26 protein-coding genes are annotated in these 26,888 nt (G+C 63.0%); 18 read left to right on the top strand and 8 right to left on the bottom strand.

Going from position 1 to position 26,888, the window contains the following annotated elements; genetic code table 11:
* Positions 1 to 42: 42 nt before the first annotated feature.
* Together choV and choW are read right to left on the bottom strand one after the other, a co-directional pair.
* Positions 43 to 1,071 carry a choline ABC transporter ATP-binding protein gene (choV, locus tag LOM8899_RS13365; protein WP_093992745.1) on the bottom strand — a complete coding sequence of 343 codons (1,029 nt, stop codon included), beginning with the start codon at positions 1,069 to 1,071 and terminating at the stop codon, positions 43 to 45.
* Positions 1,068 to 1,901: a choline ABC transporter permease subunit gene (gene choW, locus LOM8899_RS13360; RefSeq protein WP_093992744.1), complete on the bottom strand. Its 834-nt coding sequence runs from the start codon at positions 1,899 to 1,901 to the stop codon at positions 1,068 to 1,070. Before choW ends, choV begins: the two co-directional genes overlap by 4 nt.
* 110 nt (positions 1,902 to 2,011) lie before the next feature.
* Here choW and LOM8899_RS13355 point away from each other — a divergent pair, with 110 nt between their 5' ends.
* Positions 2,012 to 2,791, top strand: coding sequence for an MBL fold metallo-hydrolase (locus tag LOM8899_RS13355; RefSeq protein ID WP_370739350.1), 780 nt, complete (start codon positions 2,012 to 2,014; stop codon positions 2,789 to 2,791).
* A gap of 55 nt (positions 2,792 to 2,846) precedes the next feature.
* On the opposite strand, the gene choX is transcribed toward LOM8899_RS13355, so the two are convergent.
* Positions 2,847 to 3,770 carry a choline ABC transporter substrate-binding protein gene (choX, locus tag LOM8899_RS13350; RefSeq protein WP_093992742.1) on the bottom strand — a complete coding sequence of 308 codons (924 nt, stop codon included), beginning with the start codon at positions 3,768 to 3,770 and terminating at the stop codon, positions 2,847 to 2,849.
* A 102-nt stretch (positions 3,771 to 3,872) separates the two neighbouring features.
* Between choX and betI the strand changes: the two genes are divergently transcribed.
* From betI to LOM8899_RS13325, 5 genes are all read left to right on the top strand, one after another.
* On the top strand, positions 3,873 to 4,457 hold the full coding sequence (betI, locus tag LOM8899_RS13345; RefSeq protein WP_093992985.1) for a choline-binding transcriptional repressor BetI: 585 nt from the start codon (positions 3,873 to 3,875) through the stop codon (positions 4,455 to 4,457).
* The gene (gene betC / locus LOM8899_RS13340) at positions 4,454 to 5,950 is read left to right on the top strand and encodes a choline-sulfatase (protein WP_093992741.1); all 1,497 of its coding nucleotides are present in this window, start codon (positions 4,454 to 4,456) and stop codon (positions 5,948 to 5,950) included. The genes betI and betC overlap by 4 nt, the downstream gene beginning before the upstream one ends.
* A gap of 40 nt (positions 5,951 to 5,990) precedes the next feature.
* Positions 5,991 to 7,448, top strand: a complete 1,458-nt coding sequence (gene betB / locus LOM8899_RS13335; protein WP_093992740.1) for a betaine-aldehyde dehydrogenase — start codon at positions 5,991 to 5,993, stop codon at positions 7,446 to 7,448.
* A gap of 72 nt (positions 7,449 to 7,520) precedes the next feature.
* Entirely contained in the window at positions 7,521 to 9,173 is a 1,653-nt protein-coding gene (betA, locus tag LOM8899_RS13330) for a choline dehydrogenase (protein WP_093992739.1), read from the top strand.
* A 78-nt stretch (positions 9,174 to 9,251) separates the two neighbouring features.
* Positions 9,252 to 9,497 carry an HP1242/YdcH family protein gene (locus LOM8899_RS13325; RefSeq protein WP_093992984.1) on the top strand — a complete coding sequence of 82 codons (246 nt, stop codon included), beginning with the start codon at positions 9,252 to 9,254 and terminating at the stop codon, positions 9,495 to 9,497.
* Here the strand turns inward: LOM8899_RS13325 and LOM8899_RS13320 are convergent.
* From LOM8899_RS13320 to LOM8899_RS13310, 3 genes are all read right to left on the bottom strand, one after another.
* On the bottom strand, positions 9,494 to 9,946 hold the full coding sequence (locus LOM8899_RS13320) for an SRPBCC family protein (RefSeq protein ID WP_093992738.1): 453 nt from the start codon (positions 9,944 to 9,946) through the stop codon (positions 9,494 to 9,496). The two genes, LOM8899_RS13325 and LOM8899_RS13320, sit on opposite strands and share 4 nt — an antisense overlap.
* A 66-nt stretch (positions 9,947 to 10,012) precedes the next feature.
* A complete protein-coding gene (locus LOM8899_RS13315) occupies positions 10,013 to 11,413 on the bottom strand; it encodes a helix-turn-helix domain-containing protein (RefSeq protein WP_093992983.1) in 1,401 nt (466 codons plus the stop codon).
* A 64-nt stretch (positions 11,414 to 11,477) separates the two neighbouring features.
* Entirely contained in the window at positions 11,478 to 12,701 is a 1,224-nt protein-coding gene (locus LOM8899_RS13310) for a multidrug effflux MFS transporter (protein ID WP_093992737.1), read from the bottom strand.
* A gap of 171 nt (positions 12,702 to 12,872) precedes the next feature.
* Between LOM8899_RS13310 and LOM8899_RS13305 the strand changes: the two genes are divergently transcribed.
* From LOM8899_RS13305 to LOM8899_RS13280, 6 genes are all read left to right on the top strand, one after another.
* Positions 12,873 to 14,405 carry an acyl-CoA carboxylase subunit beta gene (locus tag LOM8899_RS13305; RefSeq protein ID WP_093992736.1) on the top strand — a complete coding sequence of 511 codons (1,533 nt, stop codon included), beginning with the start codon at positions 12,873 to 12,875 and terminating at the stop codon, positions 14,403 to 14,405.
* Positions 14,402 to 14,788, top strand: coding sequence for a DUF6497 family protein (locus tag LOM8899_RS13300; protein ID WP_093992735.1), 387 nt, complete (start codon positions 14,402 to 14,404; stop codon positions 14,786 to 14,788). The genes LOM8899_RS13305 and LOM8899_RS13300 overlap by 4 nt, the downstream gene beginning before the upstream one ends.
* Positions 14,788 to 15,132: a hypothetical protein gene (locus tag LOM8899_RS13295; protein WP_093992734.1), complete on the top strand. Its 345-nt coding sequence runs from the start codon at positions 14,788 to 14,790 to the stop codon at positions 15,130 to 15,132. Before LOM8899_RS13300 ends, LOM8899_RS13295 begins: the two co-directional genes overlap by 1 nt.
* A 394-nt stretch (positions 15,133 to 15,526) precedes the next feature.
* A complete protein-coding gene (locus LOM8899_RS13290; RefSeq protein WP_093992733.1) occupies positions 15,527 to 15,742 on the top strand; it encodes a hypothetical protein in 216 nt (71 codons plus the stop codon).
* Positions 15,743 to 15,829: 87 nt separating this feature from the next.
* Complete coding sequence (locus LOM8899_RS13285) at positions 15,830 to 17,830, top strand: acetyl-CoA carboxylase biotin carboxylase subunit (protein WP_093992732.1); 2,001 nt, start codon at positions 15,830 to 15,832, stop codon at positions 17,828 to 17,830.
* A 4-nt stretch (positions 17,831 to 17,834) separates the two neighbouring features.
* Complete coding sequence (locus LOM8899_RS13280) at positions 17,835 to 18,560, top strand: hypothetical protein (protein ID WP_093992731.1); 726 nt, start codon at positions 17,835 to 17,837, stop codon at positions 18,558 to 18,560.
* A 100-nt stretch (positions 18,561 to 18,660) separates the two neighbouring features.
* On the opposite strand, the gene LOM8899_RS13275 is transcribed toward LOM8899_RS13280, so the two are convergent.
* Positions 18,661 to 19,086: a DUF4174 domain-containing protein gene (locus tag LOM8899_RS13275; protein ID WP_245820528.1), complete on the bottom strand. Its 426-nt coding sequence runs from the start codon at positions 19,084 to 19,086 to the stop codon at positions 18,661 to 18,663.
* Positions 19,087 to 19,342: 256 nt separating this feature from the next.
* Here LOM8899_RS13275 and LOM8899_RS13270 point away from each other — a divergent pair, with 256 nt between their 5' ends.
* From LOM8899_RS13270 to LOM8899_RS13245, 6 genes are all read left to right on the top strand, one after another.
* On the top strand, positions 19,343 to 20,350 hold the full coding sequence (locus tag LOM8899_RS13270) for a hypothetical protein (protein WP_093992729.1): 1,008 nt from the start codon (positions 19,343 to 19,345) through the stop codon (positions 20,348 to 20,350).
* Positions 20,325 to 22,454: a methylmalonyl-CoA mutase gene (gene scpA, locus LOM8899_RS13265; RefSeq protein WP_093992728.1), complete on the top strand. Its 2,130-nt coding sequence runs from the start codon at positions 20,325 to 20,327 to the stop codon at positions 22,452 to 22,454. The genes LOM8899_RS13270 and scpA overlap by 26 nt, the downstream gene beginning before the upstream one ends.
* Positions 22,455 to 22,550: 96 nt before the next feature.
* Positions 22,551 to 23,162, top strand: a complete 612-nt coding sequence (locus tag LOM8899_RS13260; RefSeq protein WP_245820527.1) for a VOC family protein — start codon at positions 22,551 to 22,553, stop codon at positions 23,160 to 23,162.
* Between the two features lie 44 nt (positions 23,163 to 23,206).
* A complete protein-coding gene (locus tag LOM8899_RS13255) occupies positions 23,207 to 23,899 on the top strand; it encodes a molecular chaperone DjiA (protein WP_093992726.1) in 693 nt (230 codons plus the stop codon).
* Positions 23,896 to 24,894 carry an endonuclease/exonuclease/phosphatase family protein gene (locus LOM8899_RS13250; protein WP_093992982.1) on the top strand — a complete coding sequence of 333 codons (999 nt, stop codon included), beginning with the start codon at positions 23,896 to 23,898 and terminating at the stop codon, positions 24,892 to 24,894. The genes LOM8899_RS13255 and LOM8899_RS13250 overlap by 4 nt, the downstream gene beginning before the upstream one ends.
* A 38-nt stretch (positions 24,895 to 24,932) precedes the next feature.
* Entirely contained in the window at positions 24,933 to 25,319 is a 387-nt protein-coding gene (locus LOM8899_RS13245) for a hypothetical protein (protein ID WP_093992725.1), read from the top strand.
* Here the strand turns inward: LOM8899_RS13245 and LOM8899_RS13240 are convergent.
* Entirely contained in the window at positions 25,316 to 26,863 is a 1,548-nt protein-coding gene (locus tag LOM8899_RS13240) for a Ppx/GppA family phosphatase (RefSeq protein WP_093992724.1), read from the bottom strand. The two genes, LOM8899_RS13245 and LOM8899_RS13240, sit on opposite strands and share 4 nt — an antisense overlap.
* Positions 26,864 to 26,888: the final 25 nt, after the last annotated feature.

Raw genomic sequence — 26,888 nt, 5'->3', positions numbered from 1 at the left:
AAATAGGGTATCCTAGCGCCAAATCGCCGGGGCGGGCAACGGTTAGCTGCCGCGCGGGTCGAGCAGTTTGGCCAGCACCGAATCCTTGGTGATCTCACCCAGCGTCACCCCGTTTTCGGCCACGTTGACCGGCCGGCCCGTGGTGCGCACCCGTTCCATCACCTCGCGGATGTCGGTGTCGGGGGCGACCGGATCAAGCGCGTCGGGATCGACGGCGGGGCCCATCACGTCGCGGGCGCAGAGCACGCCGAGTGGGTTCATATGAGCGACGAACTCGGCCACGTAGTCATTCGCGGGCGCGGTAAAGATATCGCGCGGGGTGCCGCATTGGACGATCCGGCCGCCCTCCATGATGGCGATGCGGTTGCCGATCTTGAACGCCTCGTCGAGGTCGTGGCTGACGAAGATGATCGTGCGGTTGCGCTTGGCCTGAAGCTCCAGAAGCTCGTCCTGCAGCCGCGCCCGGATCAGCGGATCGAGCGCCGAAAATGGCTCGTCCATCAACAGGATCGGGGCGTCGGTGGCGAAGGCGCGGGCAAGGCCGACGCGCTGCTGCATACCGCCCGACAATTCGCCCACCAGCGCCTCGGCCCGGTCGGACAGACCCACGAGGGCCAGTTCGTCGTTCACCCGGGCGTAGCGCTCGGATTTGCTCAGACCCGCCAGTTCGAGGCCCAAGGCCACGTTGTCGCGCACGGTCCGCCACGGCAGCAGGCCGAATTGTTGAAACACCATCGCCACGGTCTTTTGCCGGATCTGGCGCAGGGTGCGGCTGTCGGCGTTGGTGACGCTGGTGGCGCCGTCCTTGGTCTGCACCCGCACATCACCGCGCACCACGGGGTTCAGCCCGTTGACCGCTCGCAGCAGCGTCGACTTGCCCGAGCCGGACAGGCCCATCAGCACGAGGATCTCGCCCTCGTCGACGGTGAGCGAGCAATTGTGCACGCCCAGGACCTGATCCGTGGCGACCTGCACTTCATGACGGCTCTGGCCGTCGTCCATCAGGGGCAGGGCGGTTTCGGGGTGATCGCCGAAGACGATCGAGACATTGTCAAATTCTACGGCCGTCATTTGCGTGTCACCTGCAGCATCCGGTCGAGCATGATCGCCACGACCACAATGATGATCCCTGATTCAAATCCAAGAGACGTGTTCACCGTGTTCAATGCCCGAACCACCGGAACGCCCAGACCATCGGCGCCGACGAGGGCCGCGATGACCACCATCGACAGCGACAGCATGATCGTCTGGTTCAGGCCCGCCATGATCTGCGGAAAGGCGGAAGGAAGCTCGACCTTCCACAAGACCTGCGAGGTGGTGGCGCCGAAGGCCTGGGCGGCTTCGAGCAGCGGCATCGGCGTGCGGCTGATCCCCAGATGGGTCAGGCGGATCGGGGCCGGGACGACAAAGATCACCGTCGCGATCAGGCCGGGGACCATCCCGATGCCAAAGAAGACGATGGCCGGGATCAGATAGACAAAGGTCGGCAGGGTCTGCATCAGGTCCAGCACCGGGGCCATCCACGCATAGAGCCGGGGACGATGCGCCGCGGCGATCCCAATGGGCACGCCCACCGCCATGCAGACCACGCAAGACGACAGCACCAGCGTCAGGCTTTCGGTGGTTTCTTCCCAATACCCTTGGTTGAGAATGAACAGAAACCCGACGAACACGATCAGGCAGGGCTGCCAGCGGCGCTGCAATGTCCATGTGAGAGCCACGAAGGCGGCGATGATAATCAACGGATGCGGCGTTTGCAGCACCCAGAGGATGCCGTCGATCATCGCCTCCAGCATGTCGGACAGCCAGTCAAAGAACCAAGCGCCGTTGTCCTTGAGCCATTCGAACACCGTCTTGGCGATGGGACCGACTGGCAGTTTGTGATCGGTTAACCACTCCATGATTGCCTCGCTGTTTGGCCGGCGACCGGCACGTTTTTGTGATCGGGCGCGACAGGTGCGTGATCCACACTATCTGACGCGACAGGACTTTTTGACAGGAGAAAAACATCATGTTCACCCGCCGTCGATTTCTTGAGACCACCGGCCTCGCTGCCGGAGCCTTCACCGTCCTGCCGTTTGCCGCTCGTGCGGCCGGGCATTCTCCCGATACGTTCGAGACGGCCAGCGGTGAAGTGACCGTCCACCCGATCGATCATGCCTCGGTGGTGCTGAACACGCCGCTCGGCTGGGTCTTTATTGATCCGGTGGGCGATGCTGCGGCCTATGCCGATTTCCCCTCGCCGGACCTGATCCTGATTACGCATGAGCATGGGGACCACTACAACGCCGACGTTCTGACCGCAATCGCGGGCGACAACACGGCGATGATCACCAACCCGGCGGTCTATGACATGCTGCCCGACGCGCTGAGGGCCCGGTCCACGTCGATGGCCAATGGCGACAGCGCCGAAGCTCTGGGGATCAGCATCAGTGCCATCCCGGCCTACAACACCACCGAAGAGCGGCTGAACTTCCACCCGCAGGGGCGGGACAACGGCTATGTTCTGGGGATCGACGGGCTGACCGTCTATGTCTCGGGCGATACCGAAGGCACCCCGGAGATGCGGGCGCTGACGGGCATCGACGTGGCCTTTGTCTGTATGAACCTGCCGTTCACCATGGGCGCCGAACAGGCCGCCTCTGCGGTGGCGGAATTCGCGCCGACCTACGTCTATCCCTACCACTACCGGGGGCGCGACAACGGCACCCAGGACCCGGCGGAGTTTGCCGAGATGCTCGCCGCCAACGGCGCGGGCACCGAGGTGCTCTACGGGCCGTGGTATGGCTGATACGGATGGGGCCGCAGATGCGGCCCCATTCTTTTTGTGTCGGTAAGGCAAAGCCTTACATCTCCAGTGCAGCCATGACAGCAGCGGTGGCATCGCCACCGTCCGCGGTTGTCACACCTTCGAGCCATGGGCCGATTGCATCGGTATTGGCGGCCAGCCATGCGCTGGCGGCGTCGGTCGGATCCGCACCGTCATTCAGGATCGCGCCCATGATCTCGTTTTCCATGGCCAGCGTAAATTCCAGGTTTTCAAGCAACGTGCCGACATTCGGGCAATCGGCGGCAAAGCCCGCGCGCACGTTGGTGGCCACTTCGGCACCGCCGAGGTTGGGGCCGAACCAGTCGTCACCGCCTTCAAGATAGGTCATCTCGAAATTGGCGTTCATCGGGTGCGGTTCCCAGCCGAGGAAGATGATCGGTTCGTCGCGGCTCGACGCACGGTCCACCTGCGCCAGCATCCCTTGCTCGGAGCTTTCCTTCAGCTCGAAGTCGGACAGGCCAAAGGCATCTGCCTCGATCATATCGAGGATCAGGCGGTTGCCGTCGTTGCCGGGCTCGATGCCATAGATCTCGCTGTCGAGCGCATCGGCATTGGCGGCGATGGCGTCAAAGCTGGTGATACCCAGAGCGGCGCCTGCGGCATTGGTGGCCAGCGTGTATTTCGCGCCGGTCAGGTTGACGCGAACGGTCTCGACCGTGCCCGCCTCGCGGTAGGGGGCGATATCGGCCTCCATCGTCGGCATCCAGTTGCCGAGGAACACGTCCACGTCGCCTTCGGCCATCGACGCATAGGTAATCGGCACCGACAGGATCTCGATCTCGGTATCGTATCCCAGCGCATCGAGGATCACGGTCGTCGCGGCCGTGGTCGCGGTGATGTCGGTCCAGCCGACGTCCGAGAAGGTGATCGTGCCACATTCGGCCAGAGCGGGGCCCGCGGCGCAGACGGCCAGTACGGACAGTGTTGTCTTGAGGGTCATATGGTCTCTCCTGTTGGGTCGCGTTTTTCTTGATTGACGAGTCAATAAAAAACGTCTCAAGTGGTTCTGACAAGCCCAAATCCGTGATTGGACCGCAAAAACATGCCAAAACTTGGGATGGAGCCTATACGCCGCGCCGCTCTGGTGGAAGCCACCATTGCCGAGATCGGGCTGCAAGGGACACTCGACGTGACGGTCAGCCAGATCGCCCGCCGGGCGGGCATGTCCTCGGCGCTGGCGCATCACTACTTTGGCGGCAAGGAGCAGATTTTCCTCGCCGCCATGCGCCATGTGCTCACCGTCTACGGGGCGGACGTGCGCGCGGCGCTCAGCCGGGCGACGGGGCCGCGAGCCCGGTTGGAGGCGGTGATCCGGGCGGGTTTCGGCACGTCGAACTTTCGGCCCGAGGTCATTGCCGCATGGCTCAACTTCTACGCCCTTGCTCGGACATCGGCTGACGCGGCGCGCCTGTTGCGGGTCTATCAGCGCCGGCTGCACAGCAATCTGTGCCACGATCTGGCGCCGCTGGCCGGTGATCGCGCGCCCGCCATCGCCGAGCGGTTGGAGGGGCTGATCGACGGACTCTACCTGCGTCAGGGGCTGCGCAGGGGCACCCCCGACGGCGAGGCGGCCAGCGCGCACGTCCTGTTCGCGCTGGAACTCGAATTGAGGGCGGTCCAGTCATGAGCCAACCCAACATCCTGATCCTGATGGTCGATCAGTTGAACGGCACCCTGTTCCCGGACGGCCCGGCCGACTGGCTGCACGCGCCGCATCTCAAGGCGCTGGCGGCCCGCTCGACCCGGTTCAGCGCCGCCTATACCGCGTCGCCGCTTTGCGCCCCCGGTCGTGCGTCGTTCATGTCCGGGCAACTGCCGTCGCGGACCGGCGTCTACGACAACGCCGCGGAGTTCGTCTCGTCGATCCCCACCTATGCGCATCATCTGCGGCGGGCCGGCTACCTCACCTGCCTGTCCGGCAAAATGCACTTTGTCGGCCCGGATCAGATGCACGGGTTCGAGGAACGGTTGACCACCGACATCTACCCCGCCGATTTCGGCTGGACGCCCGATTACCGGAAGCCGGGCGAGCGGATCGACTGGTGGTATCACAACCTCGGGTCGGTGACCGGGGCAGGGGTGGCCGAGATTACCAACCAGATGGAGTACGACGACGACGTCGCCCATCAGGCCAAGCAACGGCTCTACGATCTGTCGCGCGGGGCCGACGAACAGCCCTGGTGCCTGACCGTCAGCTTTACCCATCCGCACGATCCCTACGTGGCCCGGCGCAAGTATTGGGACCTATACAACGACTGCGACCATCTTGAGCCTGAGCAACCCGCGCTTGCCTATTCCGAACAGGATCCGCATTCGCAGCGGCTGATGGACGCCAACGACTATAAGAATTTCAACATCACGGTGGAAAATATCCGGCGCTCGCGGCAAGCCTACTTCGCCAACATCAGCTATCTCGACGACAAGATCGGCGAGCTCCTGCAAACGCTCGAAGACATCCGGCAAGAGGCGATCATCGTCTTCTGCTCGGATCACGGCGACATGCTGGGCGAGCGTGGGATGTGGTTCAAGATGTCGTTCCGCGAAGGCTCGGCGCGGGTGCCGCTGATGATCAGCGCGCCCAGCCTCGCGGCCGGTCGGGTCGATACGCCCGTCTCCACCATCGACATCCTGCCCACACTGGCCGATCTCGCCGGTATCGACATGTCGGAAATCATGCCCTGGACCGACGGCGAAACGCTCACCAATCCCGACAGAACCGCCCCCGTTGCCATGGAATACGCCGCCGAAGGCAGCCAGGCGCCGCTCGTCGCCCTGCGCTACGGCAAATGGAAATACATCCGCTGCGCGCTCGATCCCGACCAGCTCTTCGATCTTGACGCCGATCCGGGCGAGACCACCAATCTGGCCGATCACCCGGCGCACCAAGGCACCCTGACCCAACTCAGGGCGAAATCCGAAGCCCGTTGGGATCTGGCGAAATTCGACGCCGAGGTGCGTCAGTCACAGGCCCGGCGCTGGGTCGTCTATCCCGCCCTGCGCAACGGCAGCTATTATCCATGGGATTACCAGCCGCTCCAGAAAGCATCCGAGCGCTACATGCGCAATCACATGGACCTCAACATCCTCGAAGAGTCCAAACGTTTCCCCAGAGGCGAATGATCTCCTTCATCTTGGCCCAAAAACTCCCGCCGGAGGCAGCATGACTTATCCAACCCAGCCCACCGCCAGCCATTTTATCGATGGCGCTTATGTCGAAGACACCGCAGGCACACCGATCGAGGTGATCTACCCGGCCACGGGCAAGACGATCGCCACGGTCTACGAGGCGACCCCCGCGATCATCGAAAAGGCGCTCGCCTCCGCGCAGTCGGCGCAAAAGGCGTGGGCGGCTCTGCCGGGGGTCGAGCGGGGCCGCATCCTGCGCCGCGCCGCCGACATGATCCGCGAGCGCAATCACGATCTCAGCGTGCTTGAAACGATGGACACCGGCAAACCGCTTTCCGAGACGCTGGTGGCAGATGCCACCTCCGCGGCGGATTCGCTGGAATTCTTCGGCGGGATCGCCGCTAGCCTGACCGGCGAGACGATCCAGCTCGGCGACGATTTCGTCTACACCCGGCGCGAGGCGCTGGGCGTTTGCGTCGGCATCGGCGCGTGGAACTACCCCACCCAGATCGCCGCATGGAAGGGCGCGCCCGCGCTGGCCTGCGGAAACTCGATGGTGTTCAAGCCGTCCGAGACGACCCCCCTCTGTGCGCTCAAGGTCGCCGAGATCCTGCACGAGGCGGGCCTGCCGGCCGGCCTCTACAACGTGATCCAGGGGCGCGGAGGCGTCGGAGCCGCGCTGATCGGTGACACCCGCGTCGCCAAGGTGTCGCTGACCGGATCGGTCGCCACCGGCCGCAAGGTCTATGCCGCCGCCGCCGAAGGCATCCGCAACGTCACAATGGAGCTGGGCGGAAAATCCCCGCTGGTGATCTTCGACGACGCCGATCTGGAAAAGGCGGTGTCCGGCGCGATCCTCGGCAATTTCTATTCCACAGGTCAGGTCTGTTCGAACGGCACGCGCGTATTCGTGCAATCCGGCATCAAGGAGGCCTTCCTTGCGCGGATGACCGAGCGGCTGGCCGGTGCCAAGCTGGGCGATCCGCTGGACGAGGCGACGACCTTTGGTCCGATGGTCAGCGAAGCGCAACTCGGCATCGTCGAGGGCTTCATCGCAAAGGGGATCGAGGAGGGCGCGCGCCTCGTCACCGGCGGCACTCGCCCGGACCGGGACGGGTTCTACCTGCTGCCCACCGTCTTTGCCGACGTCACCGACGACATGACCATTGCCCGCGAAGAGATCTTCGGCCCGGTCATGTCGGTCCTCGATTTCGAGACCGAGGAGGAGGTGCTCACCCGCGCCAATGACACGCCCTACGGCCTGGCCGCCGGGGTATTCACTAACGATCTGACCCGGGCGCACCGGATGGTCGCGGGCTTCGAGGCGGGCACCTGCTACATCAACCACTACAATCTGGCCCCGGTCGAGGCGCCTTTCGGCGGCTCCAAGCTCAGCGGCGTCGGACGCGAGAATTCCAAGGCCGCCATCGAATACTACACCCAGATCAAGAGCGTCTATGTCGGCATGGGCGACGTCGAGGCACCGTTCTGACATGACGCGTGACACCGACCTGATACCGACGGCAGACCGACGCTTTATCCACACCGTTTCGAGGCTTTTCTGATGCAATCCGAATACGTCATCATCGGCGCTGGAAGCGCCGGTTGCGCCATCGCCTACCGGCTTGCCGAGGCCGGCAAACGGGTGATCGTCATCGAATATGGCGGGACCGACGCCGGTCCCTTTATCCAGATGCCGGCGGCGCTGAGCTATCCGATGAACATGTCCCGCTACGATTGGGGATATCAGTCCGAACCCGAGCCGCACTTGGGTGGCCGTAAACTGGCCTGCCCGCGCGGCAAGGTCATCGGCGGGTCGTCCAGCATCAACGGCATGGTCTATGTCCGCGGCCATGCGGGCGACTTCGACCATTGGTCCGACTCCGGCGCTCAGGGCTGGGCCTATGCCGATGTTCTCCCCTATTTCAAACGGATGGAGCATTGGCACGGCAGCGAAACCCCCAGCGAGTGGCGCGGCACCGACGGCCCCTTGCACATCTCGCGCGGCCCACGTGACAACCCGCTGACGCAAGCCTTTACCGAGGCCGGCGCACAGGCGGGCTATGCTGTGACCTCGGATTACAACGGCGAGCAGCAAGAAGGCTTCGGCGCGATGGAGGCGACCATCTGGAAGGGCCAGCGCTGGTCTGCCGCCAATGCCTACCTGCGCCCCGCCCAGAAAACCGGGCGTGTCGAGGTGGTCAAGGCGCTGGCACAGCGCGTCGTCATCGAGGATGGCCGCGCTGTCGGCGTCGAGGTCCTGCGCGGCGGTGCCAAGCAGGTGATCTGGGCCGAAGCGGAGGTGATCATCGCGGCCTCTGCCATCAACTCGCCCAAGCTGTTGATGCTGTCCGGCATCGGCCCCGCCGCCCATCTGGCAGAGCATGGCATCAACGTGATCGCGGACCGACCCGGCGTCGGTCAGAACCTGCAGGACCATCTGGAAATGTATATTCAGATGTCGGCAACCCAGCCTGTCTCCCTGTACAAGTATTGGAATTTGTTCGGAAAAGGCCTGCTTGGCGCACAATGGCTGTTCACTCGCACCGGGCTAGCCACGTCGAACCAGTTCGAGAGCGCCGGGTTTATCCGCAGCCGGGCAGGGGTGCCCTATCCCGACGTGCAATTCCATTTCCTGCCGCTCGCGGTCCGCTACGACGGCAAGGTGGCGGCCGAGGGTCATGGGTTTCAGGCCCATGTCGGACCGATGCGCTCGGCGTCACGCGGCGCGGTCACATTGCGCAGCGCGGATCCCGCCGCCGCCCCGGAAATCCGGTTCAACTACATGTCCGATCCGCAGGATTGGGAGGACTTCCGAACCTGCATTCGCCTCACCCGCGAAATCTTTGCACAGCCCGCCTTTGACCCCTACCGCGGACACGAGATTCAGCCTGGCGCGGATCTTCAGACCGATGCGGAGCTTGACGAAGCGATCCGCGAACATGCCGAAAGCGCCTATCATCCCTGCGGCACCTGCCGGATGGGCCGCGCCGACGACGTGAACGCGGTCGTCGACCCAGAAACGCGGGTGATCGGGGTAGACGGGCTCAGAGTCGCCGACAGTTCGATCTTTCCACGCATCACCAACGGCAACCTGAACGGGCCGTCGATCATGGTGGGCGAGAAGGCTGCAGATCATATCCTCGGCCGGACTCCGCTGCCGCCGTCGAACGCTCAGCCCAAGATCGCAGAAAACTGGGAAACTTCGCAAAGATAGTGGTCCGGTTTGATACGGATCAAGGTCGCTCCTGTGTGTTGGCTCTAATCTGGGGCCAACATGCAAAAGGAGGCTGCAATGTCGAACACACCGCACGAACTGCACGAGGAATTCCCAGATCAGGTGGACGCGATCCACGAGCTTCGCCAGTCGAACGCGCATTTCGCGGCGATGACCGATAGCTATCACACGGTCAACCGCGCGATTCACCGGGCCGAAACGGATATCGAGCCCACGGACGACGCGCATATGGTTCAGATGCGCAAGGAGCGCATGGCTCTGAAGGATCAGATCTGGGCCGAGCTGTCGAAGGCCAAGGCCTAAGAGGCTCCGGTTCCCTCGACCTCTTCCTGAAAACGCTCGAAGAACTGGTCCGACATCTTGCGGGCAAAGCCCGAGATCAGTCGGTTGCCCAGTTGGGCGAGCTTGCCACCGACCTGCGCCTTCACGGCGTAGGTCAATTCGGTTCCGCCCTCGACATCGGCCAGCGAGACATCGGCACCGCCCTTGGCAAAGCCGGCGACGCCGCCCTTGCCTTCGCCGGTGATGGTATAGCTGACACCCGGCACGACGTTCTCCAGCGTCACTTCTCCCTTGAACGTGGCTTTCACGGGGCCGACCTTCTGGGTGACCACGGCGGCAAAGCCTTCGTCCGGATTGCCGGTCAGTTCCTGACAGCCGGGAATGCAGGCCTTGAGCGTTTCGGCATCGTTGAGCCGCGCCCACACCGTTTCACGGTCTGCGGCGATCACTCTTGTCCCATCCATTTCCATATGCTGCGTCTCCCCTCGCGTGTTTGGCACAGCATCTGACGACGCGGTGGGAATTGCAATGCCGGATCAGCCAACGGAATAGGGCAAGACCCCGCGTCTGGACGGATCGACGCTCAGCCGCCGTTCAAGGGGTGGAACGGCCCGCTGGTGGCAATCCCGCCGTTCGCAAATCCGGCACGAGATGCCGATCGGCTGATAGGCGGCAGGCGCGTCCAGATCCATGTGATCGGCGTAGACCAGCGCCTTGGCGTGCCTGATCTCGCAGCCAAGCCCCAAAGCATAGCGCCGCACCGGCGCGTCAAACGCTCCGCCGGATTTGCTGACGTCGCGGGCAAGGCAGAAATAGCGCACCCCGTCCGGCGTCTCGGCCAGTTGGCGCAGCCAGGTATTGGGTGTCTCGAAAGCGGAATGCACGTTCCAGAGCGGACAGGCGCCGCCATATCGCGCGAATTGCAGCGTCGTGGCCGAGTGCCGCTTGGTGATCGTTCCGGCCTGATCGACCCGGACAAAGAAGAACGGAATCCCCTTGTCTCCGGCCCGTTGCAGGGTCGAGAGCCGATGCGCCACCTGTTCGAAGGATGCGCCGAAAGTGTCTGCCAGTCGTTCCAGATCGTGACGCGTCTCGCGCGCGGCAGCGAGGAATGCGGCATAGGGCATCAGCGCCGCCCCGGCAAAGTAGTTTGCCAGCCCGACCTTTGCGATGGCCCGCGCTTCCGCGGTTTGAAACCGTGCCAGGTCCAGCGTCGCCTCCAGCAGCCGATCCTGGCTGAGCAGTGCGAATTGCAGCAGCGCCTGAAAGGTCCGCGTGGCCGGTGCGGCCCGGCGCGACAGCCGCAGCACCGCCTGTCGTGGATCGTAGTCGCGAAGCGGGCCGTCCTCGGTCTCGATCACCGTGACGCCAAGGTCGGCGAGGGCCTGACGGGCGGCGGCTTCGGTGCTTTGCCCCGCGGGCCGCTGCTCCGAGAAATGCTCTGCCGCCCGGTCGACCGGATCAATGTAATTGTCGCAATAGTGAAAGAAGTCGCGAACTTCCTCCCAAGGGCTGGTTTGCAGACGCGCGTCCTCACGGCCGAGTGCCTCGTCAAGCGAGGCCAGCCTTTCGTGTGTCTGTCGGTAGGCGGCATGCAGGGTGAGGAACGCATGCGCCAATGCCGGCGCATTGCCCGCCGCGAGCCGCAGATCGGCCGCGGTCGGGGCGGGGCCGCTGAAGACCGGATCGGCCAGAGCTTCGCGCATGTCGCCCACCAGCCGGACTTCGTCTCCGGATTGCAGCTCGGTCACGTCAAAGCCGAACTCTTGCGCCAGCCCGACGACCACGGTGGTCGAGATCGGCCGGTTGTTGTTTTCCATCTGGTTGAGATAGGGCAGCGAGACGCCGAGCCTCTCGGCAAAGATCCGTTGCGTCAGGCCAAGCCGGGTGCGCAGATCGCGCAGCTTGGCACCGGCATAGAGTTTGGGTGCGGCCATCGACGCCTCCTGTTGCGGATTCTTTGCAAAGTGCCGTTGCAAAGCCTGCAAAGCAAGAGGGGCGTCAATCTTCCTGCCGGGCCAACGTCTTTTCGCGGCGCATGACCAGCAGGATCGAAACCGCGCCAAGCACCGACACAAGGAACATGAGAAGTTGCAGCGGCATCGGCCCGGTTTCGACGGTCAGCAGGCTTCCCGCCCAGGCCGAGAGCCCGGCGCCGCCGCCGATCATCATGGCGCCACTCAGGCCGCTGGCGGTGCCGGCCAGTTCCGGGCGGACTGAAATCGACCCGGCCGCCGCGCTCGGCATCATCAGGCCGTTGCCCAGCCCGAGCAGGGTGCAGAGCCCGAAGAAGACGAAGGGCTGATCGACCCCGATCAAGGACAGCAGAAGCGAGGTTCCCATGCCGATGCTCGCCACGCTGGTGCCGGCCAGCGCCATCTTGTTGATCCCGAACCGCACCGCAAATCGGCCCGACAGAAAATTGCCGAAGCCATAGCCCAACGCCGGCGACCCGAGGGCAAAGCCCGTCAGAACGGGTGACAGGCCAAAATGCGCACCGGCGACAAAGGAAGCGCCGCCCAGCAGGGCAAAGAACGCGCCGGACCCAAAGGCGGCGCACATGGAATAGCCCCAGAACCGTGGCGAGGTCAGCAATTCCGGATACCCTTTGATCTGTGCGGAAAAGCTCACGCCCTTGCCCGAGACCGTCTCGCCCAAATCCCGGTAGCACAGTAGCATCACCACCGCTCCGGCGATGAGCACGAACCCGAGGCTGGCGCGCCAGCCGAAGAACTGGTCCAGCGTCCCGCCGATCATCGGCGCCAGCATGGGAACCAGTGCCATGCCCATCGTCACGTAGCCGATCATCGATGCGGCCTGCGCGGTCGGCACGATATCCCGCACGATGGCCCGGCTGAGCACGATTCCCGTGGCGACAGAGGCTTGCAGCATCCGAAACGCGAGGAAAATCCCGACGCTGGGGGCCAGCATCGCGCCCACGGTCGCGATCAGAAAGATCCCCAGCGCAGCCAGAACGATCTTGCGCCGTCCAAACCGATCAGACAGCGGACCGACCACCAGTTGCAGGATGGCCGTCGTCGCCAGATAGCCCGAAACGGCAAGCTGGATGACGCCATAATTCGTGCCGAATTCCTCGGCCATGTGGTTCAGGGACGGCAGAAAAATCGTCATGTTGAGCGCGGGTAGCCCTGCGAGCAGGATTAGCGTCAGAATGTGTGGAGCCGTCGTGCGATCCAGAAATCGCGACTTGGAAATTGTCGACATTAGGTCGTCCTACGCCTGTCGATTTCGATTGTCCATAAGCCGCGGCTGCGATCATGGTTTGCAAAATTGTATGATTGCGAAAGCAAGGGTTTGCAAATTTGCCGTTTCGGGACTTCATTCCACACCTGCGGGTCGCTAAGGTGATCTGGGGTAGCGCGAGAGGACAGTGCCATGAAATACATCCTTCAGGAGTTGGAGAGCCGCCGCGACAATGCGCGCATGGGCGGTGGCCCGGCCCGGATCGCCGCGCAGCACGCCAAGGGCAAACTGACGGCCCGCGAGCGGATCGACCTTTTGCTGGATGAGGGCTCGTTCGAAGAGTTCGACATGTTCGTCGCCCATCGCTGCACCGATTTCGGGATGCAGGACAGCCGCCCGTCGGGAGACGGTGTGGTCACCGGCTGGGGGACGGTCAATGGCCGCATGGTCTATGTCTACAGTCAGGATTTCACGGTGTTTGGGGGCTCCCTGTCGGAAACCCACGCCCAGAAAATCTGCAAGATCATGGACATGGCCGTTCAGAACGGTGCGCCGGTGATTGGTCTCAACGACAGCGGCGGTGCCCGAATCCAAGAGGGCGTGGCCAGCCTCGCCGGTTATGCCGAAGTCTTTCAGCGCAATATCATGGCCTCGGGCGTCGTGCCCCAGATCAGCGTCATCATGGGCCCGTGCGCGGGCGGCGCCGTCTATAGCCCGGCGATCACCGACTTCATCTTCATGGTCAAGGACAGCTCCTATATGTTCGTGACCGGCCCCGACGTGGTCAAGACCGTGACCAACGAGGTCGTCACCGCCGAAGAGCTGGGTGGCGCCACCACCCATACCCGTAAGTCGAGCGTCGCCGACGGTGCCTTTGAGAACGACGTGGAAGCCTTGGCCGAGGTGCGCCGCCTGATTGATTTCCTGCCGTTGAGCAACAGGCAGAGGCCGCCCGTGCGCCCCTTCTTCGACGCGCCGGATCGGATCGATCCCAGCCTCGATACGCTGATCCCCGACAACCCGAACACGCCCTATGACATGAAGGAGCTGATCTACAAGCTGTCGGACGAGAGCGACTTCTTTGAAATTCAGGAGGAATTCGCCAAGAACATCCTCACCGGCTTCATCCGGCTCGAAGGCTCGCCCGTCGGTGTCGTGGCCAACCAGCCGATGGTGTTGGCGGGCTGTCTGGATATCGACGCGAGCCGCAAGGCGGCCCGGTTTGTCCGGTTCTGTGATGCCTTCGAAATTCCGATCCTGACGCTGGTGGATGTGCCCGGCTTTCTGCCCGGCACCTCGCAAGAGTTCGGCGGGGTCATTAAGCACGGTGCCAAACTGCTGTTCGCCTACGGCGAGGCGACGGTTCCAAAGGTGACTTTGATCACCCGCAAGGCCTATGGCGGCGCCTATGACGTGATGGCCTCGAAGCACCTGCGCGGCGATTTCAACTATGCCTGGCCGACCGCCGAGATCGCGGTGATGGGGGCCAAGGGGGCGACAGAGATCCTCTATCGCTCGGAACTGGGCGACCCGGACAAGATCGCCGCCCGCACCCGAGACTACGAAGACCGCTTTGCCAATCCGTTCGTCGCGGCCGAAAAGGGTTTTGTCGACGAGGTGATCTTGCCGCAGATGTCCCGCAAGAGGATTTGTCGGGCCTTTGCCTCGTTGCGGGGGAAATCGCAACAGAACCCTTGGAAAAAGCACGACAATATCCCGCTATGATCCGTCTGGCCCTCAGCCTTCTTGCCCTGACGACGCCGGCGACGATGCCGGCGATGGCACAGGACATGCCCGTGCCTTCCGGGATGCAGACACGCTTCGTCGAGGTGGTGCTGGAGCCGGACGCGGCAATCGCCCGGTTTCGGTTTCTTGCCCCTGATCTCGGGACGCCGGGCCACGAATTGGTGGATGTCGCGGGTGATTTCGTTTGGCTGTGCGAGCGGATGGCGATACCGGCGCTCGACAGCGCGGGCTGGGAAGCGGAGCAGATCGTGATTTCGATTTCCGATCAGGCGGTGGGTTTCGGGGAAACCAACCCGGACGTCCTGCAATATTTCGACGGCTTCAGCATCGCTGGAGATTCGTGCCTCTGGGAGCCATTCTGATGGAGAAACACCGCGGGTTTCCGGGGCGTCTGCCCGGCACCGATTTTCAGTTCACGATCCGCCGCAGTTCCAAGGAGGGTGCGACGAAACTGACCGAGCGCGAGCGGTATCGGGATCGTCGCCCACCGGACAAGCGCGCCGACGAAGGCTTCATGCGGGCCTTGTGGGAGCATTTCGGCGAAGAGCCGTTCGTGCGTGGCAATCTGGATGCGGGACGGCTGAGTTGGCTTTTTGGCCGCGAGGTCATCCCGGCCGAGGATCCCTTCGATCCGGAAAGCTACGATGCCTTGCTACGGATCGACGTCGGGCGGGCCGCAGCGTCCTTTCCTGACGTTTTCTCCTGACCATGGCGGGATCGTTCAGATATTTCGGCGAGAGTTCGCCGTTTGCAATGCAATCTAGGCGGGAATCTGCTGAAACGCGCGCGGCGTCGAAAATGCCGTTTTCGGGTACGGATTTCTGCGTCAGTCTCAAGGGTGCAAGGCAGTGTTCCAGCAAGCACTCCCTTGCAGATTGTCACTACCGTTACCCTTCCCCAATGGGTCGACCCCGCCGCATTTCGGCGGGGTCGCCTCGGGTTTTCGGCCCTCATATTGAGCGGAAGCCTGCCGATATCGGGCGGCTCGAAAGCCGTCATGCTGCCAAAGCCGGACCCGCTCACGCAGCCTTTGCTTGCAACGACGTGGCCAAGCTGGCAGAGAAGACTACATCTGGGGCAGATCAATCAGGAGTCATATCATGGCAAAGACACTCAAGCTATTCGCAGCGCTGGCTGTGGCGTCCACTTTGGTCGCATGTGGTGAAACCGCAGGCGAGCGGGCCGCAACCGGTGCCTTCATCGGTGGTGCAGCCGCCGCCGTCACCGGCGAAGACATCGTCAACGGTGCGCTCATCGGCGGTGCTGCCGGCGCCGTCAGCTGCTCGGTCATGCCGGGTGCGCCAAACTGCGTCTAACAAGACTTTCCGGCCTTCGGGCCGCCACAATCAAGGCCGTTTCGGGGTGACCCGAAGCGGCTTTTTTCATGCCAAAAGGTTTGATCCATGTTCAAAAAGATCCTGATAGCAAACCGGGGCGAAATCGCCTGCCGCGTCATCAAGACGGCGCGGAAGATGGGGATTTCGACCGTGGCGGTCTATTCTGACGCGGACCGCAACGCCCTGCATGTGCAGATGGCCGACGAGGCCGTGCATATCGGTCCGGCCCCGGCCAATCAGTCCTACATCGTGATCGACCGCATCATGGAGGCCATTCGCGCCACCGGTGCCGAGGCGGTGCATCCCGGTTATGGCTTCCTGTCCGAGAATTCCAAGTTCGCCGAAGCCCTGGCCGCTGAAGGGGTCGCCTTTATCGGCCCGCCCGTCCGTGCCATCGAGGCGATGGGCGACAAGATCACTTCCAAGAAGCTCGCCGCCGAAGCAGGCGTGAGCACGGTGCCCGGCTATATGGGGCTGATTTCCGATGCCGACGAGGCCGTGAAGATCAGCGGCGAGATCGGTTATCCCGTCATGATCAAGGCCAGCGCCGGTGGGGGCGGCAAGGGGATGCGGATCGCATGGACGGATGAAGAGGCCCGCGAAGGCTTTCAATCCTCCAAGAACGAGGCGGCCAGCTCCTTTGGCGACGACCGGATTTTCATCGAGAAGTTCGTCACCCAGCCCCGTCACATCGAGATACAGGTTCTGGCCGACAGCCACGGCAACACCCTTTACCTGCACGAACGCGAATGTTCGATCCAGCGCCGCAATCAGAAGGTTGTCGAAGAGGCGCCGAGCCCGTTCCTTGATATCGCGACCCGAAAGGCGATGGGCGAGCAGGCCTGTGCCCTTGCCGCTGCGGTCGGCTATACCAGCGCCGGCACGGTCGAATTCATCGTCGACGGAGAGCGCAACTTCTATTTCCTCGAGATGAACACCCGGCTTCAGGTCGAGCATCCGGTCACAGAACTCATCACCGGCATCGACCTTGTCGAGCAGATGATCCGGGTGGCTGCGGGCGAGAAGCTGCCCTTTGCGCAAGGCGACATCCAGTTGAACGGATGGGCCGTGGAGAGCCGCCTTTACGCCGAAGACCCTTACCGGAATTTCCTGCCCTCGATCGGCCGGTTGTCGCGCTATCGCCCTCCGGTCGAAGAGGCGAGCGAAACGCATGCGGTGCGCAATGATACCGGCGTCTATGAGGGCGGCGAGATCAGCATGTATTACGATCCGATGATCGCCAAGCTGTGCACCTGGGCGCCGACCCGCAAGGACGCGATCAAGGATATGAGTGTCGCACTCGACCGGTTCGAGGTCGAGGGGATCGGCCACAACCTGCCGTTCCTGTCGGCGGTCATGGAACACCCGAAATTCGTCAGCGGCGATATCACCACGGCGTTCATCGCCGAGGAATGGCCCGAAGGGTTCGAGGGGGTCACGCTCCCTGATGCATCCATCCGCCGTGTGGCGGCGGCGGCGGCGGCGATGAACCGGGTTGCCGAGATCCGCCGCAGTCGGGTGTCGGGCCGAATGGACAACCACGAACGCAAGGTGGGCGGCGACTGGGTCGTCAGCCTGCAAAATCAGTCCCTTGCGGTAAAGGTCGTTGCCGACCCTACTGGCTCCACAGTGACGTTCGAGGACGGTGCGTCGATGCGGGTCAAGGGCCAGTGGACGCCGGGGATGCGTCTGGCCGAGATGATCATCGACGATCTGCCGCTGGTGCTGAAGGTCGAGGAAAAGACCTCCGGATTCCGTTTGCGGACCCGCGGCGCAGACCTTCGCGTCTATGTACGCACCCCGCGTCAGGCGGAGCTGGCCGAGCTGATGCCGGAGAAACTCCCGCCCGACACGTCGCGCCTGCTGCTTTGTCCGATGCCCGGACTGGTGGTGAAGATCAACGTGGAGGAAGGCGAGGAGATCCAGGAAGGGCAGGCTCTGTGCACCATCGAAGCGATGAAGATGGAGAACATCCTGCGGGCCGAGCGCCGCGGGGTGGTGTCCAAGATCAATGCGGAGCCGGGTGCCAGCCTGTCGGTCGATCAAGTGATCATGGAATTCGAGTGACGCCATGTTTCGGGCCATTCTCAACCTGTTCTTAGGAGAAGAAGCCCGTATCGCGCGCGTCGTGATCGTGCAGTTCTTTGTCACCATCGCATTGCCGGTGGCGGTCTTGCTCGGCATTCCGCTTCTGATCGCATCGGTGTCGATCGATCTGGATCCGCGCCTGTGGCAGGCCCTGATCGCGGGATTGGTGATCACGACCGGCTGGCTGACCACCGCGATCTTCAACGAGCTCGCGCGCACCCGGACAAAGTCCGAACGGCTTCGGGATTATCACAAGGCGATCTATGCCGAGATCGGGACGACGCTCGCGTCCTTGTGGGACGAGGGCAGATCAGAGGCCTATGCCGCCGCGACCGTGGCCCGTATGCGCGACGAGGCGGACTTTGTGCCCTTTATCCCGCGTGAGAGCCACGACCACATCTACGATGCCATCCTCGACGAGATCGACGTCTTGCCGCGCCAGACCATCGACATCATCGTGGCCTACTACAGCCTCATCAAATCGATTTCGGCCCTCGCCGACGACATGCGGGGCGAGCGTTTCCTGACCCTGCCCAAGGAACGGCAGATCGCGGTCTATGAAGATTATTCAGAGATGCGCCGCCAGGCCTTTGCGTTCGGCCAACACGCGCTCGCCCTGATCCTCGCCTTTGCCTCCGGCGGTGCCGAAGCCGCGCAGGCCCTGAAGGATCAGGTCAATACCCCGGCCGTGGACCGGTCCGGCCCGTGACGGGGATGGGAGTCAGAGGGATCTTTGGGTCGCGGTCCATGAGAGATACCTTTCACGTCTATACCCCAAAGATAGGGGCGGAGCGCCCTTGGAGCAAGGGTCAGCCGCTTCCCTCGCGGATTTCCTGCTGCCGAAGCGGCATCTTGTCGATCGCACGTGACAATTCGCGCACGCTGAACGGCGACGGTTTGCGTTGCGCGACCCGTCCGTCCTTGCCGATCAGCACCAGCCCGAAGCCGCGCGGCCGCAGTTCCTGGCGCACCAGCGACCGGGCCGATGGATCGGTGTCGGTGATGACGATCACGTCGCGCAGGCGCAATGCGTCCATATCGGCCAAAAGCATGTCCATCTGCTCAATGAACATCGGATCGGCAGGGCTGTCCGCAAACACCACCAGCGGGCGGGCGATGAAGTGCAAATCCTCAATTTCGATGTCAATTGACGAGAAAATGGTTGTGGGGTTCGCCCGCCATTGGTCGACGACCGAGAGCGTTTCAAGCTCTGCAACGACATCTTCGACCGTCATTTCGGCCTCTGTCTGCTGTGCCGATATCGGCGACGCTGCGGCCAAAAGCCCAGCGAAAACAAGTGTCAGTCCAAGGCATTCAGTTTTCTTCATAAAACGAGATATAGGGTGCGTTTCGGCAAATGCGAAGGATAGGTTAACTCCTCTCTCGACAAATTTATGTTTAAGCCCTTGGTCAGAGTCAGCCCTGCATTGTGTCCGCGGTTGGGTGGAACGGCATTCTTGCGCCGTCCACGTATGGACGATGAGGGGCACTATGGACGTAATCTTGCATTTGGGCGCACATCGCTGCGGCACCACGACGTTGCAGCAACTGATGCAACGCAACATCGGCGCGCTGCGGGAAGCCGGCGTAGACTGCTGGACACCGGACCGGACCCGGAGCGGCATGCTCGCCGGCCTGATCCAGAGGCCCGAGGATCTGACCCCTCAGATCGAAGCCCGCGCGCGCAGGTCGTCCGGTATCGTCAGGATCGAGATCGAACGCCTGATCCAATCGGACCGCCGCCAATTGGTGATCAGCGAGGAAAACCTGATTGGCGCCGTGCGCAACAACCTGCGCGAGACGACGCTCTATCCAAAGCTCGACGTGCGCCTGTCCCGGCTCGGACCGTCACTTGCAGAACAGACCACCCGCATTGGCCTCGCGATCCGGTCCTATGATGCCTATTGGGCCTCGTCCGTGGCCTTCGGCGTGGCGCAGGGGCATGGTGTGCCCGGTCCGTTCAAGCTGGATCAGCTGGTGTCACAGCCGCGCCGCTGGCGCGATATGGTCCGCGACATCGCGCAGGCATTTCCCAAGGCGGAAATCGTTGTCTGGCCATTCGAACGGCTGGGCGGCCAGCCGGATGCGCAGCTGTCGGTGCTGACGGGCGGCCTTCGGTCGACGCATTTGACCGGCGCTCGGGATTGGCACAATCCAAGCCCCCGTCTGAACAAGCTGCGCCGGATCCTGACGATGCGCGGGGATGTGGCGGCCGCGGGCCGCCTGCCGGACGGCGATGGCCGCTGGACGCCTTTCGACAAGGGCCAGCAGGCGACGCTCCGGGCGCAATACCTCGAGGATTTGGACTGGCTCCAATCCGGGGCCGACGGTCTGGCCCGGTTCGTGGAGCGGGTCGACGACAAGCCCTTGGAGAACATCTCCATACCATCACTGATGACAAGCAGGCATTACGAAGTCTCTGGGTTCGCGGCGAGACCGCAACCCTGGGTGCCCCCAGAAGGAGGACGACACAGTGGGAAACAAGACGTCATGGTCTGACCGGGCCACAGCGGAACTGCGTGGCAAGGCACTGGAGGATTTGACATGGCATACCCTCGAGGGGATTGCCGTCAAACCGCTGTATACGGCCGACGACATCGCCGATCTGCCTCATATCGACGGTGAACCGGGCGCGGCTCCGTTTACACGGGGCGTCAAGGCGACGATGTATGCGGGCCGGCCCTGGACGATCCGCCAATACGCCGGATTTTCCACCGCCGAGGAGAGCAACGCCTTCTACCGCAAGGCGCTCGACGCCGGTCAGCAGGGCGTCTCCGTCGCGTTCGATCTGGCCACCCACCGTGGCTATGACAGCGATCATCCAAGGGTGGAGGGAGACGTCGGCAAGGCGGGCGTCGCCATCGACAGCGTCGAAGATATGAAAATCCTCTTCGACGGCATTCCGCTCGACAAGGTCAGCGTGTCGATGACGATGAACGGGGCGGTGATCCCGATCCTCGCCAATTTCATCGTCGCCGGAGAAGAGCAGGGCCATGATCGCGCGGTCCTCTCGGGCACCATCCAGAACGACATTCTCAAGGAGTTCATGGTCCGCAACACCTATGTCTATCCGCCTGAGCCGTCGATGCGGATCGTCGCGGATATCATCGAATATACTTCGGCCCAAATGCCAAAATTTAATTCAATTTCGATCAGTGGTTATCACATGCAAGAGGCCGGGGCGAACCTTGTCCAAGAGCTTGCCTATACCCTTGCCGATGGGCGCGAATACGTGCGCACCGCCATCGCCCGCGGCATGGATGTTGATGCCTTCGCGGGACGTCTGTCGTTCTTTTTTGCCATCGGTATGAACTTCTTCATGGAGGCGGCCAAACTTCGGGCAGCCCGGCTGCTCTGGCATCGGATCATGTCCGAATTCGAGCCCAAGAACGAGAAATCCATGATGCTGCGCACTCATTGCCAGACATCCGGCGTGTCTCTGCAAGAGCAGGACCCCTACAACAACGTCATTCGCACGGCCTATGAGGCGATGTCGGCGGCTTTGGGCGGCACGCAATCGTTGCACACGAACGCGTTGGACGAGGCCATCGCTCTGCCGACCGATTTCAGCGCCCGGATCGCCCGCAATACGCAACTGATCTTGCAGGAAGAGACCGGCATCACGAATGTGGTCGATCCCCTGGCAGGATCTTACTATGTCGAGAGCCTGACCCACGAGCTGGCAGAGGCCGCTTGGGCCCTGATCGAAGAGGTCGAGGAAATGGGCGGCATGACCTCCGCCGTCGCCTCTGGGATGCCGAAATTGCGGATCGAGGAAACGGCCGCCAAGCGGCAGGCCCAGATCGATCGCGGCTTGGAAGTGATCGTGGGCGTCAACAAATACCGCAAGGATAACGAGGATCCGATCGACTTCCGCGATATCGACAACATGGCGGTTCGCGACGGCCAGATTGCCCGGCTGGAGCGCGTGCGCGCCGCCCGTGACACCGCGGCCTGTGAGGCAGCCCTTGAGGAATTGACCCGGCGGGCACGCGATGGCGGCAATCTGCTCGACGCCGCCGTCGAAGCCGCCCGTGCCCGCGCCACCGTAGGAGAGATCAGCATGGCTATGGAAAAGGTCTTCGGGCGCCACCGCGCCGAGGTCAAGACGCTCGCCGGGGTCTATGGCTCTGCTTATGAGGGCGACGCAGGCTTTGCCAGAATCCAGGCCGCCGTGGAGGCCTTTGCCGAAGACGAGGGCCGCCGCCCCCGGATGCTGGTGGTCAAGATGGGGCAGGACGGTCACGACAGGGGGGCGAAGGTGATCGCCACCGCCTTTGCGGATATCGGCTTTGACGTCGATGTCGGTCCGTTGTTCCAGACCCCCGAAGAAGCCGCTCAGGATGCCGTCGACAACGATGTCCATGTCATCGGGATCAGCTCTCAGGCGGCGGGGCACAAGACCCTGGCGCCCAAGCTCGTCGCCGCACTGAAAGCGGCCGAGGCAGAGGATATCATCGTGATCTGTGGCGGCGTGATACCGCAGCAGGACTATAAATTCCTCTACGACAGCGGCGTGAAGGCGATCTTTGGGCCCGGGACGAATATCCCGAAGGCTGCCGAGGATATTCTGGAGCTGATCAGATCGGCTCGCAAAAGCTGAGCTTCGCGGATAGGCCGGGGCTGGGGGTAACTCTGACGGATGACCCGGCAGAGGAAATCACACCGCCGCCCCGACGGCATAGATGGGAGACTTGCGTTGGAGATTGATCACTTGGCGGTTGTCTGCGCCGATCTGGACGAGGGTTCCGCGTGGCTGGAGAAGCAGTTGGGCGTCTCGCTGCAACCCGGTGGGCAGCACCCTTATTTCGGCACACACAACCGGTTGCTGGGGCTGGGGCCGGGCCTCTACCTCGAAGTGATCGCGCCGGACCCCTCCGTGCCCGATCCCGGCAGGCCCCGCTGGTTCGGCCTCGATGACGCCGGCGCACCCAAGCTGGGCAACTGGATCGCGCGCACCGACAACCTGTCCGGCCGCCCGCCGGGATCCGGTGACATCCTGCCACTGAGCCGTGGGGACCTCACGTGGGAAATCACGGTCCCTGCGGACGGCTCCTTGTGCGAGGGCGGGGCGTTCCCATCGTTGATACGCTGGGGCGAGGGGGCGCACCCGTCGTCCAGACTGGCCGATCAGGGTGTCGGACTGTTATCTCTGGACATCACCCATCCCGAACCAGACCGATTGGCGGCTCTGCTGTCGGACATGGCCGATCCACGCCTGCGGCTCTCGCACGGCGCCTCGGCAGAGCTTGGCGCCGTCTTCGATACGCCGTCCGGCCGCGTGACGCTCGGCAAAGAGCGGTTTTCGTAATTTTCAGGTCTGACATGCCGCGCTGCAGCGGGTAAGCTGGCAACATGTCGATTTGGACTCGGATCAGTGAAGCGCTTGCCGCACTCGCCAAGGGCGAAGGGCTGACGGTTGTCTTTGACAAACTTCGTCAAAGCCCGGAGCGCAGCGTGGCCTTCACCATCGCCGTCATCGCCTTGGGCGCGAAGATGGCGAAAGCGGACGGATTGGTCACCCGCGACGAGGTGAAGGCGTTTCGGGAGGTGTTCCACATCCCGAAAGAAGCCGAATCTCAGGCCGCACGAGTGTTCGACCTTGCCCGTCAGGATATCGCCGGGTTCGAAGATTACGCGACCCGGATCGGGGCGATGTTCCAGACGGCGGGCAAGCCTTCGGATGGGCCGCTGCGCGATCTTATGGAAGGGCTGTTCCATATCGCGATGGCCGACGGCAGCTACCATCCGGCGGAGGATGCCTTTCTCGGGCGCGTGGCCGAGATCTTCGGCTTTGACGAGCTTGGATTTGCCCGGTTGCGGGCGCAATTCGTGCCCGATGCAGAGCGGGATCCCTACGACGTCCTCGGGGTCTCGCCAGATGCTCCGATGTCAGAGGTGCGTGCCGCGTGGCGCGCATTGGTCCGGGAGACCCATCCAGATCGGATGATGGCGCGTGGTGTGCCGGAGGAGGCCGTCAAACTGGCCGAAAAGCGCCTGATTTCGGTCAATCGCGCTTGGGAAGCGATCAACGAGGCGTGTGCGTGAGGCTGGCCACCTACAACGTCGAATGGTTCGATCACCTTTTCGACGACCATGGCAGGCTGCGCGATGATGGCGGATGGTCGGGCCGCTATGATGTGACGCGGCGGGAGCAGACGGCCGCTCTGGGGCACGTCTTTGCCGCACTGGATGCGGATGCCGTGATGATCATCGAAGCGCCGGACAGCAGTCGCAGGCGGGATGGCGCCGTCGCACTGGAGAGTTTCGCGCGTCATTTCGGGCTGCGCACCAACAAGGCGCTGATCGGTTATGTCAATGACACGCAACAGGAAATCGCGTTGTTGTATGATCCCGACACCGTGACCGCCGAGCATGATCCGCAAGAGGACGCCACCGCCCCGCGCTTTGATCAGGCATTCCATTTCGATCTCGATACCGATGCGACCCCCGAAACGATCCGCTGGTCCAAGCCGCCGCTGGAGGTCGCGCTGCAAACCGGGGGCGCGTCTTTGCGACTGATCGGTGTACACGCCAAGTCCAAGGCTCCGCACGGCGCCCGCAACAATGCCCATGCCATCCGCCTGTCGATCGAAAACCGGCGCAAGCAACTGGCCCAGTGCATCTGGCTCCGGCGGCGGGTGCAGGCACATCTCGAGGCGGGAGACCCGCTCATCGTGCTCGGTGATTTCAACGACGGTCCGGGGCTTGATGAGTATGAGAAGCTGTTCGGCCGGTCAGGAGTAGAGGTCGTGCTGGGCGAGGGGGATGGCATTCAGCTGTTTGATCCGCATGCCCGGATCGCCCTTTCCAGCCGGATCGGGGTGCAACCGGCAACAGCCCGGTTCAAGAAGCCCGACGGGCCGTATCTGTCGGCGCTGCTGGATTACATCATGGTCTCGCCGGATTTGCGGCAGCCAGACAGCGCGTGGCGCATTTGGCATCCCTTTGACGATCCTCAATGTTTTTCGGACCTGGACCTGCGGGAGGCCCTCCTGACCGCGTCCGACCACTTCCCGGTGACGCTCGACCTCGCGCTCTAGGGCTTGGGAAACGGCCGCTCCGCGCCTATATTGATGGCATGAAACAGTTCGCCCTGCCGCTTGCCCTCTGCCTTTCCGCTGTGCCCGCGCTGGCGCAGGACGACGAAGGCTTCTCGCTCATGGACGAAGGGGCGCGGATGTTTCTGCGTGGTCTGATGTCCGAACTGGAGCCGACCTTCGAGGAACTGGAGGGCTTTGCGCAGGAGATCCAGCCCGCCATGCGCCAGTTGGCCGAACAGATGGGGCCTGCCTTGTCGGCGCTGATGTCTCAGATCGACGACATCCGGCACTACGAGGCGCCCGTCATTCTGGACAACGGCGATATCCTGATCCGCCGCAGCCCGGACGCGCCGCCATACGTGCCCGCGGAGCCGGACGAACCCGAAGTGCAACAGGACGATCCGCCCGAACAGATCGACCTTTAGGCTTTGATCGTGACCTTGGGCTCTGCCCCCAATGCAGCGGCGAGGGATTGGAACCGGGATGCGCAGACCTCGCCGAACAACGGCTCGGCGCGGGCATCCAGCTTGATCTCGAGCGTTTTCTTTTGCGGTTGAAACTTGAGTGAACCGGGCTTTTGCGCGGCCCCGAGCCAGAGCATCGCGCCCAGCCGCATGGCCCGGCCCAAGACTTCGGCTTCCTTGATCTGCTTCTCGTCGAGCAGGCTGAACACCGCCTCATAGCGGGAGCCTTCCCGCTTGTTGGAGTAGCGATGCAGCAGGGCAAGGCCGAGATAGACCCGCTCGGAATGCTTCAACCCGCCGAGGTTGGCCCGCGTGGCATTGTCGAAGCAGACCTCGGCCCGGTAGTCGGGATGCGCCCTCCAGCTCACATCATGCAGCAGGCAGGCGGCGTGGATGATCCGCTTCTTCTGCCAGTCGGCGCGTGGGAACAACGGCAGCACGAAATCGTAGAGAACGGGGCCAAAGCCGGGCAGGCGGGCATCCTTGGCTTCGGCAAAACGGCAGGCTTCGATCAGCGGATCCTGATCGCGCAGGGATTGCGGCATCTGTTCATAGAGCATGCCCTCGCGAATCCCATAGGATGATACAGCGATGTCCTTGGGCTTGAAGGTGCGGATCACCTCGTTGAGCACCATGGTGGCAAGGGGCACCAGCGACATGCGTTCTTCCGAAATGCCGCAGCGGCCGCGCAATTCGTTGAGATCGCTTTCGTTGATGTAGGATTTGGTGGCCGATACCGCCCGCGACGTCATGCGGTATTCGTGCAGAACCGTCATCGGGTATCCGCGTCGCTCCATGTCGACCCGGGCAATGGCTCGCCACGATCCACCGACAAGGAAAAGGCGCATCCCCGTCTCGTGCTTCATCTTGGCATGCAGGTCTTTGACGATGCCCTTGATGTGCGCCTTGAGCGCCTTCTTGCCGCCCTTCACTTCGCGCAGTTTCAGCGGACCAAGAGGCGAGGTGACACATTGACCGACGACCCCGTCGGCCAGATCAGCCAATTCCATCGACGAACCGCCAATGTCGCAGACGAGGCCATAGCTTCCGGGCCAGCCGAGCAACACGCCCTGCGCCGAAAGGCGGGCTTCCTCTTCTCCGTCGATGACATAGAGCTTGAGGCCCGTTTCGCGTTCCACCTCGGCGCGGAAATCGTCGCCGTCACTGGCCTCGCGCACGGCGGCGGTTGCCACGGCGGTCAAGGGCGAGATGCCCATGCCTTCGGCCAGCGCAGTAAACCGCTTGATGGCCGACAGCGCCCGTTTGCGCCCCTGTGGGTTGAGGTGGCCGGTCTGCGACAGGCCCGCGCCGAGCGCGCACATGATCTTTTCGTTGTAGAAATAGGCCGGGCTCCGGGCGGCACCGTCGAACACCACCAGACGCACGGAGTTTGACCCGACATCGACGACGCCCAGTCGTGAGAGGGAATTCGCGCGATCCGCATCAAAGATGGCGCGGCCGAAGGCGCCCCAATTCGGTGCGTCCGATTCGTTTTGTCCGTCCATGAATCCCCCGCGACTTGCCGGTCAA

Source organism: Flavimaricola marinus, assembly GCF_900184895.1.
In the GTDB taxonomy this organism is placed as follows: Bacteria; Pseudomonadota; Alphaproteobacteria; order Rhodobacterales; family Rhodobacteraceae; genus Flavimaricola; species Flavimaricola marinus.
This window is presented reverse-complemented; position numbering and strand designations above follow the sequence as displayed.

What these genes read in the sequence shown, in the direction of transcription:
- choV (WP_093992745.1), bottom strand. Translation starts at nt 1,071, where the DNA reads ATGACGGCCGTAGAATTTGACAATGTCTCGATCGTCTTCGGCGATCAC.
- choW (WP_093992744.1), bottom strand. Translation starts at nt 1,901, where the DNA reads ATGGAGTGGTTAACCGATCACAAACTGCCAGTCGGTCCCATCGCCAAG.
- LOM8899_RS13355 (WP_370739350.1), top strand. Translation starts at nt 2,012, where the DNA reads ATGTTCACCCGCCGTCGATTTCTTGAGACCACCGGCCTCGCTGCCGGA.
- choX (WP_093992742.1), bottom strand. Translation starts at nt 3,770, where the DNA reads ATGACCCTCAAGACAACACTGTCCGTACTGGCCGTCTGCGCCGCGGGC.
- betI (WP_093992985.1), top strand. Translation starts at nt 3,873, where the DNA reads ATGCCAAAACTTGGGATGGAGCCTATACGCCGCGCCGCTCTGGTGGAA.
- betC (WP_093992741.1), top strand. Translation starts at nt 4,454, where the DNA reads ATGAGCCAACCCAACATCCTGATCCTGATGGTCGATCAGTTGAACGGC.
- betB (WP_093992740.1), top strand. Translation starts at nt 5,991, where the DNA reads ATGACTTATCCAACCCAGCCCACCGCCAGCCATTTTATCGATGGCGCT.
- betA (WP_093992739.1), top strand. Translation starts at nt 7,521, where the DNA reads ATGCAATCCGAATACGTCATCATCGGCGCTGGAAGCGCCGGTTGCGCC.
- LOM8899_RS13325 (WP_093992984.1), top strand. Translation starts at nt 9,252, where the DNA reads ATGTCGAACACACCGCACGAACTGCACGAGGAATTCCCAGATCAGGTG.
- LOM8899_RS13320 (WP_093992738.1), bottom strand. Translation starts at nt 9,946, where the DNA reads ATGGAAATGGATGGGACAAGAGTGATCGCCGCAGACCGTGAAACGGTG.
- LOM8899_RS13315 (WP_093992983.1), bottom strand. Translation starts at nt 11,413, where the DNA reads ATGGCCGCACCCAAACTCTATGCCGGTGCCAAGCTGCGCGATCTGCGC.
- LOM8899_RS13310 (WP_093992737.1), bottom strand. Translation starts at nt 12,701, where the DNA reads ATGTCGACAATTTCCAAGTCGCGATTTCTGGATCGCACGACGGCTCCA.
- LOM8899_RS13305 (WP_093992736.1), top strand. Translation starts at nt 12,873, where the DNA reads ATGAAATACATCCTTCAGGAGTTGGAGAGCCGCCGCGACAATGCGCGC.
- LOM8899_RS13300 (WP_093992735.1), top strand. Translation starts at nt 14,402, where the DNA reads ATGATCCGTCTGGCCCTCAGCCTTCTTGCCCTGACGACGCCGGCGACG.
- LOM8899_RS13295 (WP_093992734.1), top strand. Translation starts at nt 14,788, where the DNA reads ATGGAGAAACACCGCGGGTTTCCGGGGCGTCTGCCCGGCACCGATTTT.
- LOM8899_RS13290 (WP_093992733.1), top strand. Translation starts at nt 15,527, where the DNA reads ATGGCAAAGACACTCAAGCTATTCGCAGCGCTGGCTGTGGCGTCCACT.
- LOM8899_RS13285 (WP_093992732.1), top strand. Translation starts at nt 15,830, where the DNA reads ATGTTCAAAAAGATCCTGATAGCAAACCGGGGCGAAATCGCCTGCCGC.
- LOM8899_RS13280 (WP_093992731.1), top strand. Translation starts at nt 17,835, where the DNA reads ATGTTTCGGGCCATTCTCAACCTGTTCTTAGGAGAAGAAGCCCGTATC.
- LOM8899_RS13275 (WP_245820528.1), bottom strand. Translation starts at nt 19,086, where the DNA reads ATGACGGTCGAAGATGTCGTTGCAGAGCTTGAAACGCTCTCGGTCGTC.
- LOM8899_RS13270 (WP_093992729.1), top strand. Translation starts at nt 19,343, where the DNA reads ATGGACGTAATCTTGCATTTGGGCGCACATCGCTGCGGCACCACGACG.
- LOM8899_RS13255 (WP_093992726.1), top strand. Translation starts at nt 23,207, where the DNA reads ATGTCGATTTGGACTCGGATCAGTGAAGCGCTTGCCGCACTCGCCAAG.
- LOM8899_RS13245 (WP_093992725.1), top strand. Translation starts at nt 24,933, where the DNA reads ATGAAACAGTTCGCCCTGCCGCTTGCCCTCTGCCTTTCCGCTGTGCCC.
- LOM8899_RS13240 (WP_093992724.1), bottom strand. Translation starts at nt 26,863, where the DNA reads ATGGACGGACAAAACGAATCGGACGCACCGAATTGGGGCGCCTTCGGC.